Below are 15,277 nucleotides of genomic sequence, written 5' to 3' on the forward strand. Positions count from 1 at the left end.
TCAGGCCGGCTTGTTCTCCCGGTACCACCGTTCGGCGCCCGGGTGCAGGGGCACGATACCGGTGGAGATGCCGGTGCGGACGTTGATCTGGGCGGCCTCGGGACGCTGTTCGGCGAGGCGGCTCGCACCCGTGTACACCGCGTCGGTGATCCGTCGGACGAGTTCGTCGGGCAGTTCCTCGCGGCAGAGCAGCAGGTTGGGGATGGACATGGTGGGGCAGGCGGGGATCCCGGTGTAGGTGGTGGCCGGGATGGTCGCGGGGAAGTAGGCCTCGGGGAAGGTACTGACCATGGTGTGGGCCGCGTCGGCCAGGTCGACCAGTCGCAGGGGCCGTTCCTCGGCCAGGTCGGCGATGGCGGGTGTGGGCAGCCCGGTCAGGGAGAACATCGCGTCGATCTCTCCCGAGGCCAGGGCGGCGGCGGAGTCGGCCTGGTCGAGCCGGATCTCCTCGGGACGCACGTCGAGGACGTCGAGGATCTGTCCGGCGGTGAACTCGGTTCCGGAGTTGACCGTCCCCATGGATACGCGTGCCCCCTCGATGTCCCCGAGCGAGCGGATGGGCGAGTCCGCGGTGACGACCAGGTGCACGAAGCTGTCGTAGAGCCGTCCGACGGCGCTGACCCGTGACCCTTCGACGGCGATGTCGGTGTCCAGGATCGAGTCGAGGTTGGCCAGGCCGAGGTCGGCGTCTCCGCGGTCCAGGAGGATCAGGTTGTCGTGGGAGGCGCCGGTCTCCACGGTGACCACCTCTTGGTCGGGTAGACGCCGGTCGAGAAGGCTCGCGAGCACCCCGCCGATCTCTCGGTAGACGGCCCCCGGCGGGCCGGTGGCGATCACGAGTCGGTCGACGCCGGGGGCGGGGTCGCGCGCGCAACCGCTCAGGGAGCCGACGACGAAGGCTCCGGCCGCGCCCAGGAGGGCGGCCCGTCTACTCGGTCCGGTCGATCGCATACTCGCAGCTTAGACAGCCGGGCGAGTGGATGTTGTGGCCTACGCCTCACACTGCGTCCCCTCCTTTACACCGACGGTCGCCCTATGTCAGAGGAATCCCAACTCTCCCCCAGTGGCGTTGCGCACATTGCCGTGGGATGAACACCATGTGGTCGATCAATGGAAGTCACCCGGAGGAGACCACGCGGCAACCCGCTTGCCCCATGACGGCCTCCGGCTAAGGGCGCATCCCCCCGGCCCCACCAGGAGGAAGATCCATGGCCACCCAGCAGGGTGCCGATGCTCCGGAAGCATCGTCGAACACACAGGAGGAGCAGTCCTCCACCGGCATGAACCGGACCCGTCTGGTCGGACTCGCCCTCGGCCCGCTGCTCGGTCTCGCGATCTACTTCGCGATGCCGGACATCCTGCTGCCGATCGGTGACGACGGCGGCGAGCCGGTCCTGTCCGCGAACGGCAGTGTCGTCGCGGCGATCACCGCGTGGATCGCGATCTGGTGGGCCACCGAGGCCATCCCGATCCCGGTCACCTCGCTGATGCCGCTGGTGCTGTTCCCGCTCATGGTGGAGGGCGCCGCCATCGGCGACGTGGCCTCCTCCTACGGATCGGACACGATCTTCCTGTTCATGGGCGGCTTCATGCTGGCCCTGGCGATGCAGAAGTGGAACCTCCACAAGCGCATCGCCCTGACGATCGTCTCCAAGGTCGGCTCGAACACGGTCGGTCTCATCGGTGGCTTCATGATCGCCACCGGGTTCATCACCATGTGGGTGTCCAACACCGCCACCGCCGTGATGATGCTGCCGGTCGGCCTCTCCGTCATCGCGCTGATCGCCCAGTTCCGGGGCGGTCGTACGGACGCGAACTTCGCGACCGCGCTCATGCTGGGTATCGCCTACTCCTCGTCGATCGGTTCGGTCGCGACCCTGATCGGTACCCCGCCCAACGTCCTGATGGTCGGCTACCTGGCCGACAACCACGACATCAACATCGGCTTCGGTCAGTGGATGATGGCCGGTGTGCCGCTGGCCGCCGTCTTCATGCTCATCGCCTGGTTCGTGCTGACCCGTCTCTTCCCGCCGTCGGTGAAGAAGGTCGAGGGCGCGCAGACGCTCATCCGCGAAGAGCTGGACAAGATGGGCGCCATGTCCCGTGGCGAGAAGCTGGTCCTGGCGGTCTTCGCCTTCGCCGCCCTGTCCTGGATCTTCATTCCGATGATCGCCGACATCGGGGCCGTCGCCTCGGTCGCCCCGTGGCTGGGCAGCGTCAGCGACGCCGGTATCGCCATGACCGTCGCGGTCCTGCTGTTCCTCATCCCGGTGGACCGTAAGACGCAGCTCCTGGACTGGGACACCGCGGTCAAGCTGCCCTGGGGCATCCTGCTGCTGTTCGGCGGCGGTCTGGCGATCTCCGCCCAGTTCACCAAGTCCGGGCTGAGCGCCTGGGTCGGTGGCCAGGTCTCCTTCCTGTCCGGGGTGCCCACCTGGGTGCTGATCCTCGCCGTCACCGCGCTGGTCCTCTTCCTGACGGAGCTCACCAGCAACACGGCCACCGCCGCGACCTTCCTGCCGATCATGGGCGGTGTCGCGATGGGCATGGACATGGACGTCCTCGCCCTGGTGGTGCCGGTCGCGCTCGCCGCCACGATGGCCTTCATGCTCCCGGTGGCGACGCCGCCCAACGCGATCGCCTTCGGCTCGGGCTACGTCAAGATCGGCGAGATGATCAAGGGCGGCCTGTGGCTGAACCTGACCGCCCTCTTCCTGGTCCTCGGCACGATGTACGGCCTGATGACCTGGGCTCTGGGGATCTCCCTGTAGCCATCGCGAACCAGGGCCGCCCGGAAGAGAGAGCCGGGCGGCCCGCCTCGGGTGGTGTCCCCCTCCGCACCGACACCCCCCGGGACCTCAGGGGCGCTCCGCCCGTTTCCGCCTCCGTCCGGCGGGGGCGGGCGGGGCGCCCCTCCTCATGTCCGGGACGGTTCGGTCCGCTCGGGACGTCCTGCGGCCAGGGAGACCGTCGTCTGGGCCAGGCCCACCGCTCCCACCAGCAGCAGGACGGTCTCCCACCGGCCGGTGGCCTGTCCGAGGGCGCCGGCCGCCACCGGGCCGCCGGCGGCCAACAGGTAGCCGATGGACTGCGCCATCCCGGAGAGTCGGACGGTGCGCAGGTGGGTGCCTCCGCGCAGCGCGATCAGGGCGAGCGAGACCACGATGGCTCCGCCCGTGCTCCCACCGGCCATCAGGATCCACACCAGGCTCCATTGGGGCAGCCACAGCAGGCCGGCCATGGCGACGACCATGGGCACGCTCACGGCCAGGCAGGCGGGGGTCTGTTCGGCCCGACGCCCCATCACCGCGGTGACGGCCAGCCCGGCGAGGATCCCCGCGATCTGGAAACCGAACAGGTGCCAGCCCGCGGTGGCGGGGGCGACCCCACGCGAGGCCTCGACGGTCGGCAGCCAGTTGATGAGGGTGAAGAAGCTCGTCGACTGCAACCCCATGAACAGCGTGACCTGCCAGGCCTTCGCCGAACGCCATACCGACGCCTCGGGTTCGGGGGCGGGCGCCGGCCGCCCCGCCACGGGGGCGGGGACGGACATCGCCGGGGTGGGGAAGCGGTACATCCGTGTCGCCCAGACCAGGGCCGCCACCGCGACCAGACCCGCCCACAATGCCAGGGCCGGGCGCCAACCGCCCAGGACCAGGGACAGCGGGAAGGCCAGCCCCGCGGCCAGCGCAGCGGAGGAGTTCATCACCGCCGTGTTGACCCCGGTGAGCAGGGGGATGTGGGTGGGCCGGTCGCGTCGGATGATGACCGGAACGAGCACGTTGCCCACGGCCACGGAGACACCGATCATCGCGGTGCCGATCCACAGGGCCGGCATCGGCGGCAGCGAACGGACGGCGATCCCCGCGCACAACACCACCAACGCGACCAGTACCAGCCGGTCCACGCCCCACCGGTTCGCCGGACCGTGGACCAGGGGGGAGACGATCGCGAAACCGAGCAGTGGCAGTGCTCCGAGCAGGCCCAGGGCCGAGGAGGACAGACCGGTGGTGTCCCCGATCTGTTCCAGGACCGCGCCCACGCCGGTCAACGCGGGACGGAGGGAGGCGGCGACCATGAACAGGGCGACGAGCGCCAGGACGGCCTGCGGCCCGGAGCGATCGGTGGAGGGGTTGCGCATACGACCTCGTCGGGGAGGGGCGGAGAGGGTTCCCCGGAAGGCTAGCCCCGACCGTGGAGAACGGGACGAGGGCCCCACCCCCGGGAACGGGGTGGGGCCCTCGTGGCGGCCGTCTCAGGCCTTGCCGTCGCCCTCGGCCGGGGTTCCGGCGGAGGATCCGGCCAGATCGTCGAACTTCGTGATCTCGGTCGGCTTCACCTTGGTCAGGTAGCCCGCGCGGGCGATGGCGTTGCCGCCCACCGCCGCCGTGGCCAACTGGATCAGCAGGGCCAGGCCGATCTTGATCGTGTTCTCCACCGACGGGTAGTGCAGCAACAGCCCGAGCAGCAGGAGCGCGGTGCCCAGCGCGCCGGCGACGGTGACCCCGCTCAGCCGCGCGTAGAAGTCGGGCAGTCGGAGCAGGCCGATCGCGCCGACCAGGAACACCAGGGCGCCGGCGATCATGCAGACGACCGCGAGGATGTTCAGCACGCTCATCGCTTGCCTCCGGTGATCAGTCGGGCGAGGGAGAGGGCGGCCAGGAACCCGATCAGGGAGCACACCACCACGATGTCCACGACCAGGTCGGTGTCCAGGCGGATGCCCATCATGGCGACCAGGCCGACGAACCCGAAGAAGACCACGTCGGAGGCGGCTCCCCGGTCGGCGGCCGAGGGGCCGATCAGGATGCGGTAGGTGGCGACGGCCATGGCCAGCACGATCGCGCCGATACCGATGTCGATGATCTCCATCAGCTACGTCCCCCCTTGCTCTTCGCGCCCTCGGGGGCGCCCTTGGGACGGGTGACCGCCAGGATGCGGTCCTCCATGGCGTGGATCTCCTTCTGGAAGGACTCCCGGTCCTCCACGTAGAGGCCGTGCACCCACAGGGTGGAGGGGTCGCGCCGTACGGCCACCGTCACCGTCCCGGGGGTCAGGGAGATGAGGTTGGCCAGCATCGTGACCTCCAGATCGCCGGTCGCGCGGATCGGTACCTCGACGAAGGCCGGGGTGGCCGAACTGCCCGGGGTCACGATGTCCCACATGACCTGGAAGGTGGTCTTCACGATCTCCCCTCCGGCGTAGAAGGGGAACCAGAGCAGCCGTAGCGCCCATGTCAGGTAGGTCATCGTCCCAGCACCGCCTCGACGTATCCGGAGGTGTCCATCAGTCCGGCCGCGGCCTGCGCGCTCAGGTCCAGCAGGACCTGGGCGCCGAGGCCGATGCACAGGGTGGTCGCGGTCAGGATCAGGCCCGGGATGATCAGGGAGGTCTTGATCTTCGGTCGGGCGATCGTCTCGGTGACCGTGGAGCCGTTCGAGCCGACGGCGACGGGGGTCCCGTCACCGTTCTCCTCCTGGGGATCCTTGCCCCAGAAGACACCGCCCCAGATCTTCAGCATCGACATCAGGGTGATGAGGCTGACCCCGATCATCACGACCGCCACGGTCCATTGGGCGTCGTCCACGGCGGCGATGACCAACGTCAGCTTGGCGACGAAGCCGGAGAAGGGCGGCAGCCCGGCCAGGGAGAAGGCGGCACCCATGAACACCAGTGCCAGGAGGGGTTCGCGTTTGGCGATCCCGCCCAATCGATCCAGGGCCCCGGTGCCGTGGGTGTGCTCGATCGCCCCCGTCGACAGGAACAGGGACGCCTTCACGATCATGTGGTGGATCAGGTAGAACACACCGGCCATGAGGCCGATCTCGGTGAACAGGGCCACGCCCAGCAGGATGTAGCCGATCTGGCTGATCATGTGGAACACCAGGATGGAGCGGGTGGTGTTCTCGCCGACGGCCCCCAGCACACCGATGAGCATGGTGAGGGTGAAGGCGACGACGCCGATCCACAGGAACTTGGAGTCGCCGTCGAAGACCAGGGCGTACAGGCGGTAGATCGCGTAGATCGCGACCTTGGTGTGCAGCCCGGAGAACAGGGCGGTGATGGCCGGAGAGGCGAAGGGGTAGGTGCGGGCCAGCCAGCCGTGCACCGGGACGACCGCGGCCTTGATCGACAGGGCGAGGATGACCACGCCCATGCCGACCGCGACCATGGGCGACTCCTTGGCGGCTCCGGCGAGCTCGCCCAGGTGGACGGTGCCGGCGGCGGCGTAGACCAAGGCCACGCCGGCCAGGAAGATCGTCGAGGTGAGCAGGTTGACGGTGACGTAGATGCGGCCCGCGCGCAGGCGGCCCAACGCGCCGAGCATCGCCAACAGTCCGTACGAGGGCAACAGCATGACCTCGATGAACACGAACATGTTGAAGATGTCGCCGGTGAGCAGGGCGCCGGAGACACCGGCGGTGAGCACCAGCACCAGTGGCGCGAAGAACGTCTTCCTGTCGTCCCCGGTGGCCACCGCGAACATCGAACAGACCAGGGCCAACAGCGAGGTGGTCCACAGCATCAGCGCGCTGAAGACGTCCGCGACGAACGGGATCGCGATCCCGTTCGGCCACAGCCCCACGTTGTGGGCGTAGACGGCGCCGTCACGGGTCAGCCAGATCAGCCACGAGGCCGCGAGCATGACGGACGCGCTGGGGGCGAGGAACAGGGTCCTGCGCAACCACAGCGGCCCCGGTAGGAAGGTCAGCAGCCCCGCCGAAGCCAGGGGGACCGCGACGAAGAGAGGGAGCAACGCGGAATTCATGAGGCGTCCTCGGTGTCGTCGTCGCTACCGGAGGCGGCGAGGGTGAGCATGTAGATCGCGATGGAGAAGGCGATCACGATCGCGGTCAACACGAAGGCCTGGGGCAACGGGTCGGCCATGAACGGGGTCGTCCCGGACCCGACCAGGGGCTGGTCCCGGCGGAACACGCCGCCCGCCGACATGATCAGCAGGTTCACCGCGTGCCCCACCAGGAGGAGGCCGAGGACGATGCGGACCATGCCGCGCTGGAGCATCAGGTAGACGCCCCCCGCGACCATGATCCCGATGGTGATGGCGAGGGTCATCGCTTACCTCCGGAGGTGGAGCCGTTCAGGACGGTGGCGTCGCTCTCGACCGCGGGAGCGGACTCCTCGTCGTCGCCTTCGTCCTTCGACGGCGCCGTCGTGGTCCCGGAGCGGCCCGGTGGGGTGCCGCGTTCGAGACCGAGTTCGTTGAGCGCGGTGAGCAGCACACCGATGACCGCCAGGTAGACGCCGACGTCGAACACGAAGGCGGTCGTGAAGTGGAAGTAGTCGCCCCAGGCCAGCGGGATCTCCGCGTGCAGCGGCTTGAGGAAGGAACCGTCCACGAAACCGAGGAACCCGGAGAAGGCCGCGACCACGACACCGGCACCGATGATCGCCGGGTAGGCGAGTCGGATACGGGCCCTGGCGTCGCTGGGCGCCGCGAGGTAGAGGAGCGCGAAGGCCGAACCCCCCACGAGACCGGCGATGAAACCGCCACCGGGCTCGTTGTGTCCACGGAACAGCAGGTACAGCGACCACACGACCAGCAGCGGCATCAGGTAACGGCCGACCGTCCGCATCAGGACGGTGTTGTCGGCGGCCGGGTAGGCGGCGTTGTCGGTGCTCACCACGACCTGGCGGGAGGCGTGCACCGGCAGCAGGTCGCTGGAGCGCAGCACCGCGATGATGATGAGCCCGGCCACGCCCAGGACGACCAGTTCGCCGAAGGTGTCCAGCGCACGGTAGTCGACCAGGATGGTGTTGACGACGTTGGTGCCGCCGGTGTCGGCCGGGGCGTGTTCCAGCATGTACTCCGCGACGGCGGACAGTTCTCGACGTCCGGTCATCGCGTAGGCCGCCACACCGGCGCTCAGCCCGGCCGCGATGGCGATGACCGCGGTCAGGGCCTTGCGTCCGGCCTTGACCGGGTGGAACCGGCGGGGCAGTCGACGCAGGACCAGGACGGCGACGACCACCGTCAGGATCTCCACGAGGAACTGGGTGAGGGCCACGTCGAAGGCGCCGAGGAAGAACAGCCACAGCGCCACGGTGAAGCCGGCGACGCCGACCAGGGTCAGACCCGCCATCCGGGAGCGGGTGATGGTCGCGGCCAGGACGGCGACGGCCATCAGGCCCACGAGGACCCAGTCCAGGCCCATGGTGGTCTGTCCGGCGGGCGACGGCAGGTCCAGACCGAACACCGCCACGACCGCGGCCAGGGCGACGATCAGCACGGTGGGGGCGCCCAGGTGGAAGGCGGGCGAGTCGCTGCGGGTGAGGTCGCCGGTGCGGCGGCCCAGGCGGATGATCCCACTGTGGATCGCCTCGAAGACGTTCACCCCGGTGAAGGGGATGAGGTCCCGGCCCGCCACGGTGTCGCCGACGCGGAGGCGCCAGGAGACCAGGGCGCCGATACCGATGGCGGCCATCGACATGAACAACGCGGCGTTGAAGCCGTGCCACAGCAGCAGGTGGGCGTCGGCCGCCTGGTGGGTGGCGTTGAACGCCACCTCGTCGACCATCGGGTCCAGCGCCGGGACGGTCAGGCCGAGCAGCAGACCGCCGAAGGAGGCGATGACCGCCGGGAGCCAGAAGCCGGAACCGGCCTCCGTGGCGGCGGCCTCCCTGCTCCCCTCCTCGCTACGGGAGGTACCGAAGAAGGTCCGGTACACGAAGCGGAAGGAGTAGGCGAAGGTGAACACCGAGGCGCCGACCGCGACGACACCGGCGAGCGGGCCGAACCAGCCCGGTCCGGGGGCGTGCAGGAACGACTCGAACAGGTTCTCCTTGCTGATGAAGCCGAGCAGCGGCGGGATGCCCGCCATCGACAGGGCCGACAGCGTCGCCACGGTCGCGGTGACCGGCATACGGTGCCGCAGGCCGCCGAGCCTGCGCAGGTCACGGGTGCCGGTTCGGATGTCCACCAGACCGACGACCATGAACAGGGCCGACTTGAAGAGGGCGTGCGCCACGGTGTGCACGGCGGCGGCCACGAGGGCGGCCGGGGTGCCCACACCGATGACCGCCACCAGCAGACCGAGCTGGCTCACGGTCGAGAAGGCCGCCAACCGTTTGAGGTCGGTCTGTTGGAGGGCGAAGATCGCGCCCATCAGAGCGGTGATCAGACCCGCGGTGATGAGCACGACGTTCCACAGCAGGACGTCGCCGAAGGCCGGGGTGAACCGCATCGCCAGGTAGATGCCGGCCTTGACCATCGCGGCCGCGTGCAGGTAGGCGCTGACGGGGGTGCTGGCCGCCATGGCGTCCGGAAGCCAGTAGTGGAAGGGGAACTGGGCGGACTTGGTGAAGACCGCCACGATCACCAGCAGGGCCACCACCGAGACGAAGGCGGTGTCACCGGTCCACGAGGTGTCGGCGAGGATCTCGCTCAGGCTGGTGGTGCCGGTGCGCACGACCAAGAGGACGACCGCGCCCAGCAGGGCCAGCCCGCCCATGGCGGTGAGCAGGAAGGTGCGGATCGCCGGCCGGCTCGCGGAGGGGCCGGACAGTCCGATCAGGTAGAACGACGCGATCGTGGTGAGCTCCCAGAACACGAAGAGCAGCACGATGTCGTCGGCCAGCACCAGTCCCGTCATCGCGAACGCGAAGAGGGACATCAGGAAGTAGAAGCCGAGCCTGGGACCCGAGGGGAAGTACCGGGTGGAGTACGCCATGATCAGCGAGCCGATACCGGTCACGAGCATGGTGAACAGCCAACCGATGCCGTCCATCCGCAGACTGAACTCGACCCCGATCTGTGGCATCCAGGGGCGGGAGAACTCCAGCGGAGTGCCCGCGCCCAGGACCTGGGGCGCCTGTAGGGCGACCAGCACGGTCAGGGCGAGGAACACGGCGGCTATGGGCCATCCGGAGTCACGCCCCAGGTACCTGTTCAGTAAAGGGGTGCTCGCGACGGTCACGGCGAGCACGATGAGGAGAAGCAGCAGCACCACGCCACTGTCCTTTCACGGCTGAGCACCACGAGGCGGGCCGGGGGAGCCGATGAGGGCCCGGCCGACGGACGCGGTGTGACGGAGCGGAAGGTGGTTCTCGGGGGGTCTGGACGTCAGACGGACCCCGGCGGGCAGGCACTGAGCTCGCCGTGGGCGTTGGTGCCCCAGGACGTCACGTATCCGTTGGTGCCGAGGGGAAGGCCGTGCTGGTCCGGGAGGACGGACGGCTCTGAGAAGCGGCTTCGCCGCAGGGCGCGGCGGGGCGCGGAGAGGTCGGGCGTCATGCGTTGGTCGCTCCGGTGACATGGGTCGGTCAGGACGCCGACCAGTCTTCCCGGCACACCTTGAGCGGCGAGTGACGCCGCGCCCATGTTCGTTGATACGAGGGAGTATGTCCAGTTCGAGATGGTTTCTCTTTGGGAAAATCCCTCGTCAACGCGTGGGCGTTCCCTTCAATATAACCCCTGAACAGGTAAAATAACCCTTCGCCCACGACTCGGCATCGGATGGCCTCAACCTGGGTACACCGGAGCTTCGAGGGCATATGGTCCTGTTCAGGTGTGCCGGGAAGACTGGTCGGCGAAGGCGTTGTCCCCTACCCGAAACCAAGGTGCCCATGTCGGAGACCACCGTTCACGGCGCGCGCGTCTACCGCTCGGAGTCGGCGGAGAGAAGAATCCGAGGCTGGTGCGAGGACCGGCTCTCGGAGTACCCCGATCTGCGCTCCCTCCCCGAGATCCCCACCTCGCTCGGCCCCACGCGGGCCTTCCGTTTCGATGGTGGTCGCGGCGCGCCGGTGGTGGTGCTCAGTGGCACCAACTTCAACAGCGCGCTCAGCGCCTCCCCCGCCTCGGACATGAGCGAGGAACGCGACGTCGTCCTGGTCGACCTGCCCGGCCAGCCTGGGCTGAGCTGTGGGGTCCGCCCCAAGGGCCACCGGGCCCGAGCCTACGGCGCCTGGTTCGACGAGGTGCTGCCCACGCTGGTGGACCGCCCCGCGATCGTGCTCGGTCATTCCCTCGGCGCGGCCGTGGCCCTGGCCGGGACTCCGTCCGCGCTGGTCAAGGGGCTGGTCCTGGTCGGCCCGGCGGGGCTGACGCACGCCGCGACCTCGCCCGAACTGATGCGCGTCGCCCTTCCGTGGATGGTCGGCCCCCGCGACGACAAGAGCAGCAGGCTGCTGAACCTCATGAGCGGACCGGACTTCCGTCACCCCGTCCATCCGTTCGCGGGGTGGATGACGATGGTGGGCCGTGAGTGCCGTACCAGCCTGGCGCCGGGGCCGCTGTCCACCGAGGCGCTGTTGGCCTGGCAGGGCCACAACGTCGCCGTGGTCACCGGTGAGGACGACACGTTCTTCCCGCCGTCCCGGCTGCACGCTCCGGCCCGCAGGTTCCTCGACACCGAGCTGTGCGTCCTGCCGGGCGCGGGCCATCTGGCCCCCTACGAGTTCCCGGAGGAGGTCCGGGAGCTGGTCACCCACGCCGACGGTCGAGGGGACGGGATCGCTCAGGACGAGGCCACCGCCCCCTGAGGGGACTCCGCGCGCCTCAGCGGTCCAGGAGGCGAACGACGGTGTGCTCGCCGATGGCGGCCAGGAGAGGGTGGTCGTCGGTGGTGGTGATGAGCACCGAGGCGTAGACGACCGCCCAGGCACGGGCCCGGGACCAGGTGTGGTCGTCCACTCCGGTGATCCGGTCGCGCAGCCGTGCGTGGTCCTCGGGGCCGAAGGTCGTCCACGCGGTCGCCAGGTCGGTGGCGGGGTCTCCCGAGGTGAGGTCGCCGAAGTCCAGTACGGCCGCGAGTCCCGTGTCGTCGACCAGGACGTTGGCCGGGTGGAGGTCGCCGTGCAGCCACAGGGCGGGCCCCTTCCAGGCCGGGGTGTCGACCAGCGAGTTCCACAGGTCGAGGAGCTCGACCGCTCGAGGGTGGGAGGACCCGGTGAGACGTTCGACGATCCGTGCGTGGCGATCGCGCAGGGGGACGCCTCGGACCGGGTTCCTCGGCGCCTCCTCCGGCGCGGGCACGTGCAACCGCTCCAGGAAGAGCGCGAGGGGTTCGACCAAGGCGCCGCGTTCGCCGACCGGGGCCTCCGCCGCCGTACGTCCCTCGAACCATGGGGCGACCGACCAGGACCAGGGGTAGCCCCGACCGGGTGAGCCCGTGCGCAGCGGGACCGGAACGGGCGCGCCCACCCGCGCGGCGACCTCGGGAAGCCATCGCTGCTCGTTCACGATGAGCCGGGCGCCGGCCTCGCGCCTGGGCATGCGCACGCACAACCGTTCGCCCAGCCTCAGCAGGACGTTGTCCCAACCGTGGGCGACGGCCTCGATCGGCAGGTCGGCCAGGTCGGGGTGCTGGTCGTGGAGGAGGGAACGGACGAGCGCGGGGGTGACGTCGACCTCCGCTTCGGGGGTGCGCATGGTTCCAGTGTCACCGGGCTCAGTAGTAGACCGCGAGGGGGCCGTTGGGGCCGTCCACGACGGTCACCGGGGTCTCGAACACCCGGGTCAGAACCTCGTCGGTCATGATCCGCTCCGGGGTCCCGTACTCGACGACGGAACCGTCCTTGACCGCGCAGATCCGGTCGGCGTAGTGCCCCGCGAAGTTGATGTCGTGCAGCACGATCACGATCGTGCGGTCCAGCTCCTCGGCCGCGCGGCGCAGGTGCTTCATCATCTGCACCGAGTGGCGCATGTCGAGGTTGTTGAGCGGCTCGTCGAGCAGGACGTACTCGGTGTCCTGGGAGAGCACCATCGCCACGTAGGCGCGCTGGCGCTGGCCGCCCGAGAGCTGGTCGAGATAGCGGTGCTCCAGGTCGGTGAGGTCCAGGAAGTCGATCGCCCGGCTGATGATCTCCTCGTCGGCCACGGTCAGGCGCCCCTTGGAGTAGGGGAAGCGGCCGAAGGCGACCAGCTGGCGCACGGTCAGGCGGGTGACGAAGTGGTTCTCCTGCCGCAGGATCGACACGATCTTGGCCAGATCCTTGGACGCGGTCTCGACCACGTCGTACCCGGCGATCTCGATGGTGCCCTCGTCGAGACCGAGCAGCCGGCCCATCATGGTCAGCAGGGTCGACTTGCCCGCACCGTTGGGGCCCACGAGCGCGGTCAGGCCGCCCTTGGGGAGTTCCAGGTCCACGGGGCCGATCGTGACCTCGCCGCCGTAGTCCTTGCGCACACCCTTCAGCGTGATCACAGCCGGCCCTTTCTGAGAATGACGAACAGGAACACCAGACCGCCGACGAGCTCGATGATGATCGAGACCACGCCGTTCGCGTAGAAGATGTTCCGCATGACGAAGTACGCGCCGCTGAGCACGACGAAGCAGGTCAGCACCGCCACCGGGAACACGTACCGGTGGTCGTGGGTATCGGCGAACTGGTAGGCGAGGGTGGCCACGAGGAACCCGAGGAAGGTCATCGGGCCGATGAGGGCGGTCGAGACCGCCATCAGGATCGACACCAGGAACAGCACGCGCATGGTCTCGCGGCGGTGGTTCAGCCCCAGACCCACACTGGCGTCACGACCGAGCGCGACGATGTTCAGCCGTCGCGAACTCCACAGCAGCACGGCGGTCGCGCCCAGACACAGCGGGACGGCGATCGGCAGGTAGGAGGCGTCGGCGTTGGCGATGTTGCCGAACAGGCGGGCGGCGAGCACGTCGAACTCGCTCGGGGTGAGCAGCCGCTGCATGAAGGTGGAGACCGAGGCCAGGCCGCCACCGATGACGATGCCGATCAGCAGCATGACCTGGAGGTTGCCGTACCTGCCGGACAGCAGCCAGCCGTACAGCAGCATCGAGAGGCCGACCATGAGCGCGATCTGGAGCAGGAACTGCGAGACCCCCTGGATCGCGATGATCCCGGCGACGCCGAGGAAGTACACGGCGGTGGTCTGGATCGCGATGTAGAGGGCCTCGAACCCCATGATCGAGGGGGTGATGATGCGGTTGTTGGTGACGGTCTGGAAGCTCACCGTGGCCACGGCCTGGCAGATCGCGACCACGATCATGACCACCAGGTTGGTGGAGCGCATCTCGGCGATGCGCCAGAAGCCGTCCGACCCGACGGGCATCGGGTTGTTCCAGGCGAGCAGCCCGAAGGCGAAGCCGACCGCGAGGATCGAGAGGACCGTGACGATGGTCCAGTAGCGGCGGCGGGCACGCCCGGTGGACAGGGTGCGGGAGGTTCGAGCGGGGGACGGCGCCGCGGCGGGCGGCTCGGTCACGCGAGAGCGGGAAGCGGTCATCTCAGCCACGGCGACGCTGCCTCAACAGGAGAAGGACGAAGACGGCGGCCCCGACGACCCCGAGGATGAGGGAGACGGGGACCTCGAAGGGCATGATGATGGTCCGGCCGATCAGGTCGCACACGGTGACGATCCCGATCCCCAGCAGGCACACCCAGGGGAGATTGCTGCGCAGGTCGTCGCCGCGCAGCATCGACACGACGTTGGGGACGATGAGCCCGAGGAAGGGCAGATTGCCCACGACCACGGTCACCACACCGGTGGCGATCGCGATGAGCGTGGTGCCCAGCAGGATGATCCGGTTGTAGTTCAGACCGACGTTGGTCGAGATCTCCTGACCCAGGCCGGCGACCGTGAACCGGTCCGCGATGACGAACACGGCGACCGCCACGAGGGCCACGATCCACAGCAGTTCGTACTGGCCGCGCAGGACCGAGGTGAAGCTGCCGGCGAACCATACGCCCAGGTTCTGCAACATGTCGGTCTGGAGCGCGATGAAGGTCGACACCGCGCTGACCACCGCGCCCAGCATGATGCCCACGATCGGGACGATCAACGAGGAGCGCAGGGTGACGCGGCGCAGGAAGAGGAAGAACACCATCGTGCCGATGAACGCGGCCAGGACCGCGCCGAACATGCGTGTGGTGATGCTCGCGCCCGGCACCAGGATCATGACCGTGAGCAGCCCGAGCCCGGCCCACTCGGTGGTGCCGGTGGTCGTCGGTTCGACGAAGCGGTTCTGCGTCAGCAGCTGCATGACCAGGCCGGACATGGCCATGGCGGCGCCGGCCAGGACGAGCGCGATCGTGCGGGGGATACGGGTGATGGCGAACATCTCGCCGCCGTCCTCGGCGCCGAAGACGTCGTACACGCCGGTGAACAGCGACAGTACGAGCAGCGCGCCCACGACCGCGATGCCGACCGGCAGCTTCCAGTCGAACAGGCGGCCCTTGTTCCGTGGACGCGACGGGGGCGAGGTCACGGTCGTCATCGCCGGGGGCACCTCTCACATCGGTACGCGCCGGCGGTGACGGTGGCACCGCCGGCGCGTTCCCTTCG

At 69.0% G+C, this 15,277-nt stretch carries 15 protein-coding genes; 2 read left to right on the plus strand and 13 right to left on the minus strand.

The genetic code is table 11. From position 1 onward, the window contains the following. Window positions 1-951 carry a TAXI family TRAP transporter solute-binding subunit gene (locus tag U9J66_RS13955; RefSeq protein WP_161111082.1) on the minus strand — a complete coding sequence of 317 codons (951 nt, stop codon included), beginning with the start codon at window positions 949-951 and terminating at the stop codon, window positions 1-3. 257 nt (window positions 952-1,208) lie between these two features. Here U9J66_RS13955 and U9J66_RS13960 point away from each other — a divergent pair, with 257 nt between their 5' ends. Continuing rightward, entirely contained in the window at window positions 1,209-2,771 is a 1,563-nt protein-coding gene (locus U9J66_RS13960) for an SLC13 family permease (RefSeq protein ID WP_326337889.1), read from the plus strand. A 146-nt stretch (window positions 2,772-2,917) separates the two neighbouring features. Here U9J66_RS13960 and U9J66_RS13965 read toward each other — a convergent pair whose 3' ends face one another. The 8 genes from U9J66_RS13965 to U9J66_RS14000 form a co-directional block, all read right to left on the minus strand. Continuing rightward, window positions 2,918-4,141, minus strand: a complete 1,224-nt coding sequence (locus U9J66_RS13965) for an MFS transporter (protein WP_161111084.1) — start codon at window positions 4,139-4,141, stop codon at window positions 2,918-2,920. Between the two features lie 114 nt (window positions 4,142-4,255). Continuing rightward, window positions 4,256-4,618 (minus strand): monovalent cation/H(+) antiporter subunit G, encoded by a 363-nt coding sequence (gene mnhG / locus U9J66_RS13970; RefSeq protein WP_161111085.1) that lies wholly within the window; start codon window positions 4,616-4,618, stop codon window positions 4,256-4,258. Continuing rightward, window positions 4,615-4,872, minus strand: a complete 258-nt coding sequence (locus U9J66_RS13975) for a monovalent cation/H+ antiporter complex subunit F (protein WP_014913592.1) — start codon at window positions 4,870-4,872, stop codon at window positions 4,615-4,617. The genes mnhG and U9J66_RS13975 overlap by 4 nt, the downstream gene beginning before the upstream one ends. Further along, window positions 4,872-5,249 (minus strand): Na+/H+ antiporter subunit E, encoded by a 378-nt coding sequence (locus U9J66_RS13980; RefSeq protein ID WP_014909985.1) that lies wholly within the window; start codon window positions 5,247-5,249, stop codon window positions 4,872-4,874. The genes U9J66_RS13975 and U9J66_RS13980 overlap by 1 nt, the downstream gene beginning before the upstream one ends. Continuing rightward, window positions 5,246-6,769 (minus strand): monovalent cation/H+ antiporter subunit D family protein, encoded by a 1,524-nt coding sequence (locus U9J66_RS13985; RefSeq protein WP_161111086.1) that lies wholly within the window; start codon window positions 6,767-6,769, stop codon window positions 5,246-5,248. The genes U9J66_RS13980 and U9J66_RS13985 overlap by 4 nt, the downstream gene beginning before the upstream one ends. Continuing rightward, window positions 6,766-7,074 carry a sodium:proton antiporter gene (locus U9J66_RS13990; RefSeq protein WP_014912702.1) on the minus strand — a complete coding sequence of 103 codons (309 nt, stop codon included), beginning with the start codon at window positions 7,072-7,074 and terminating at the stop codon, window positions 6,766-6,768. The genes U9J66_RS13985 and U9J66_RS13990 overlap by 4 nt, the downstream gene beginning before the upstream one ends. Next, window positions 7,071-9,968, minus strand: coding sequence for a DUF4040 family protein (locus U9J66_RS13995; RefSeq protein WP_326337890.1), 2,898 nt, complete (start codon window positions 9,966-9,968; stop codon window positions 7,071-7,073). The genes U9J66_RS13990 and U9J66_RS13995 overlap by 4 nt, the downstream gene beginning before the upstream one ends. 113 nt (window positions 9,969-10,081) lie before the next feature. Continuing rightward, window positions 10,082-10,252, minus strand: coding sequence for a hypothetical protein (locus U9J66_RS14000; protein ID WP_014911087.1), 171 nt, complete (start codon window positions 10,250-10,252; stop codon window positions 10,082-10,084). Between the two features lie 332 nt (window positions 10,253-10,584). Between U9J66_RS14000 and U9J66_RS14005 the strand changes: the two genes are divergently transcribed. After that, window positions 10,585-11,502, plus strand: a complete 918-nt coding sequence (locus tag U9J66_RS14005; protein ID WP_017534469.1) for an alpha/beta fold hydrolase — start codon at window positions 10,585-10,587, stop codon at window positions 11,500-11,502. Window positions 11,503-11,518: 16 nt separating this feature from the next. On the opposite strand, the gene U9J66_RS14010 is transcribed toward U9J66_RS14005, so the two are convergent. Genes U9J66_RS14010 through U9J66_RS14025 form a run of 4 tightly spaced genes read right to left on the minus strand, consistent with a single transcriptional unit; the run spans window position 11,519 to window position 15,209 of the window. After that, window positions 11,519-12,391 (minus strand): aminoglycoside phosphotransferase family protein, encoded by an 873-nt coding sequence (locus U9J66_RS14010; protein WP_326337891.1) that lies wholly within the window; start codon window positions 12,389-12,391, stop codon window positions 11,519-11,521. Window positions 12,392-12,410: 19 nt separating this feature from the next. Further along, complete coding sequence (locus U9J66_RS14015) at window positions 12,411-13,166, minus strand: iron ABC transporter ATP-binding protein (RefSeq protein WP_017534471.1); 756 nt, start codon at window positions 13,164-13,166, stop codon at window positions 12,411-12,413. Beyond that, window positions 13,163-14,197, minus strand: coding sequence for an iron chelate uptake ABC transporter family permease subunit (locus tag U9J66_RS14020; RefSeq protein WP_014909579.1), 1,035 nt, complete (start codon window positions 14,195-14,197; stop codon window positions 13,163-13,165). Before U9J66_RS14020 ends, U9J66_RS14015 begins: the two co-directional genes overlap by 4 nt. Before the next feature lie 22 nt (window positions 14,198-14,219). Continuing rightward, a complete protein-coding gene (locus U9J66_RS14025; protein ID WP_041561815.1) occupies window positions 14,220-15,209 on the minus strand; it encodes an ABC transporter permease in 990 nt (329 codons plus the stop codon). Window positions 15,210-15,277: the final 68 nt, after the last annotated feature.

The organism is Nocardiopsis sp. LDBS1602, from assembly GCF_035818715.1.
In the GTDB taxonomy this organism is placed as follows: domain Bacteria; phylum Actinomycetota; class Actinomycetes; order Streptosporangiales; family Streptosporangiaceae; genus Nocardiopsis; species Nocardiopsis alba.

Coding starts and splice junctions, on each gene's coding strand:
- U9J66_RS13955 (WP_161111082.1), bottom strand. CDS start 951: ATGCGATCGACCGGACCGAGTAGACGGGCCGCCCTCCTGGGCGCGGCC.
- U9J66_RS13960 (WP_326337889.1), top strand. CDS start 1,209: ATGGCCACCCAGCAGGGTGCCGATGCTCCGGAAGCATCGTCGAACACA.
- U9J66_RS13965 (WP_161111084.1), bottom strand. CDS start 4,141: ATGCGCAACCCCTCCACCGATCGCTCCGGGCCGCAGGCCGTCCTGGCG.
- mnhG (WP_161111085.1), bottom strand. CDS start 4,618: ATGAGCGTGCTGAACATCCTCGCGGTCGTCTGCATGATCGCCGGCGCC.
- U9J66_RS13975 (WP_014913592.1), bottom strand. CDS start 4,872: ATGGAGATCATCGACATCGGTATCGGCGCGATCGTGCTGGCCATGGCC.
- U9J66_RS13980 (WP_014909985.1), bottom strand. CDS start 5,249: ATGACCTACCTGACATGGGCGCTACGGCTGCTCTGGTTCCCCTTCTAC.
- U9J66_RS13985 (WP_161111086.1), bottom strand. CDS start 6,769: ATGAATTCCGCGTTGCTCCCTCTCTTCGTCGCGGTCCCCCTGGCTTCG.
- U9J66_RS13990 (WP_014912702.1), bottom strand. CDS start 7,074: ATGACCCTCGCCATCACCATCGGGATCATGGTCGCGGGGGGCGTCTAC.
- U9J66_RS14000 (WP_014911087.1), bottom strand. CDS start 10,252: ATGACGCCCGACCTCTCCGCGCCCCGCCGCGCCCTGCGGCGAAGCCGC.
- U9J66_RS14005 (WP_017534469.1), top strand. CDS start 10,585: ATGTCGGAGACCACCGTTCACGGCGCGCGCGTCTACCGCTCGGAGTCG.
- U9J66_RS14010 (WP_326337891.1), bottom strand. CDS start 12,391: ATGCGCACCCCCGAAGCGGAGGTCGACGTCACCCCCGCGCTCGTCCGT.
- U9J66_RS14025 (WP_041561815.1), bottom strand. CDS start 15,209: ATGACGACCGTGACCTCGCCCCCGTCGCGTCCACGGAACAAGGGCCGC.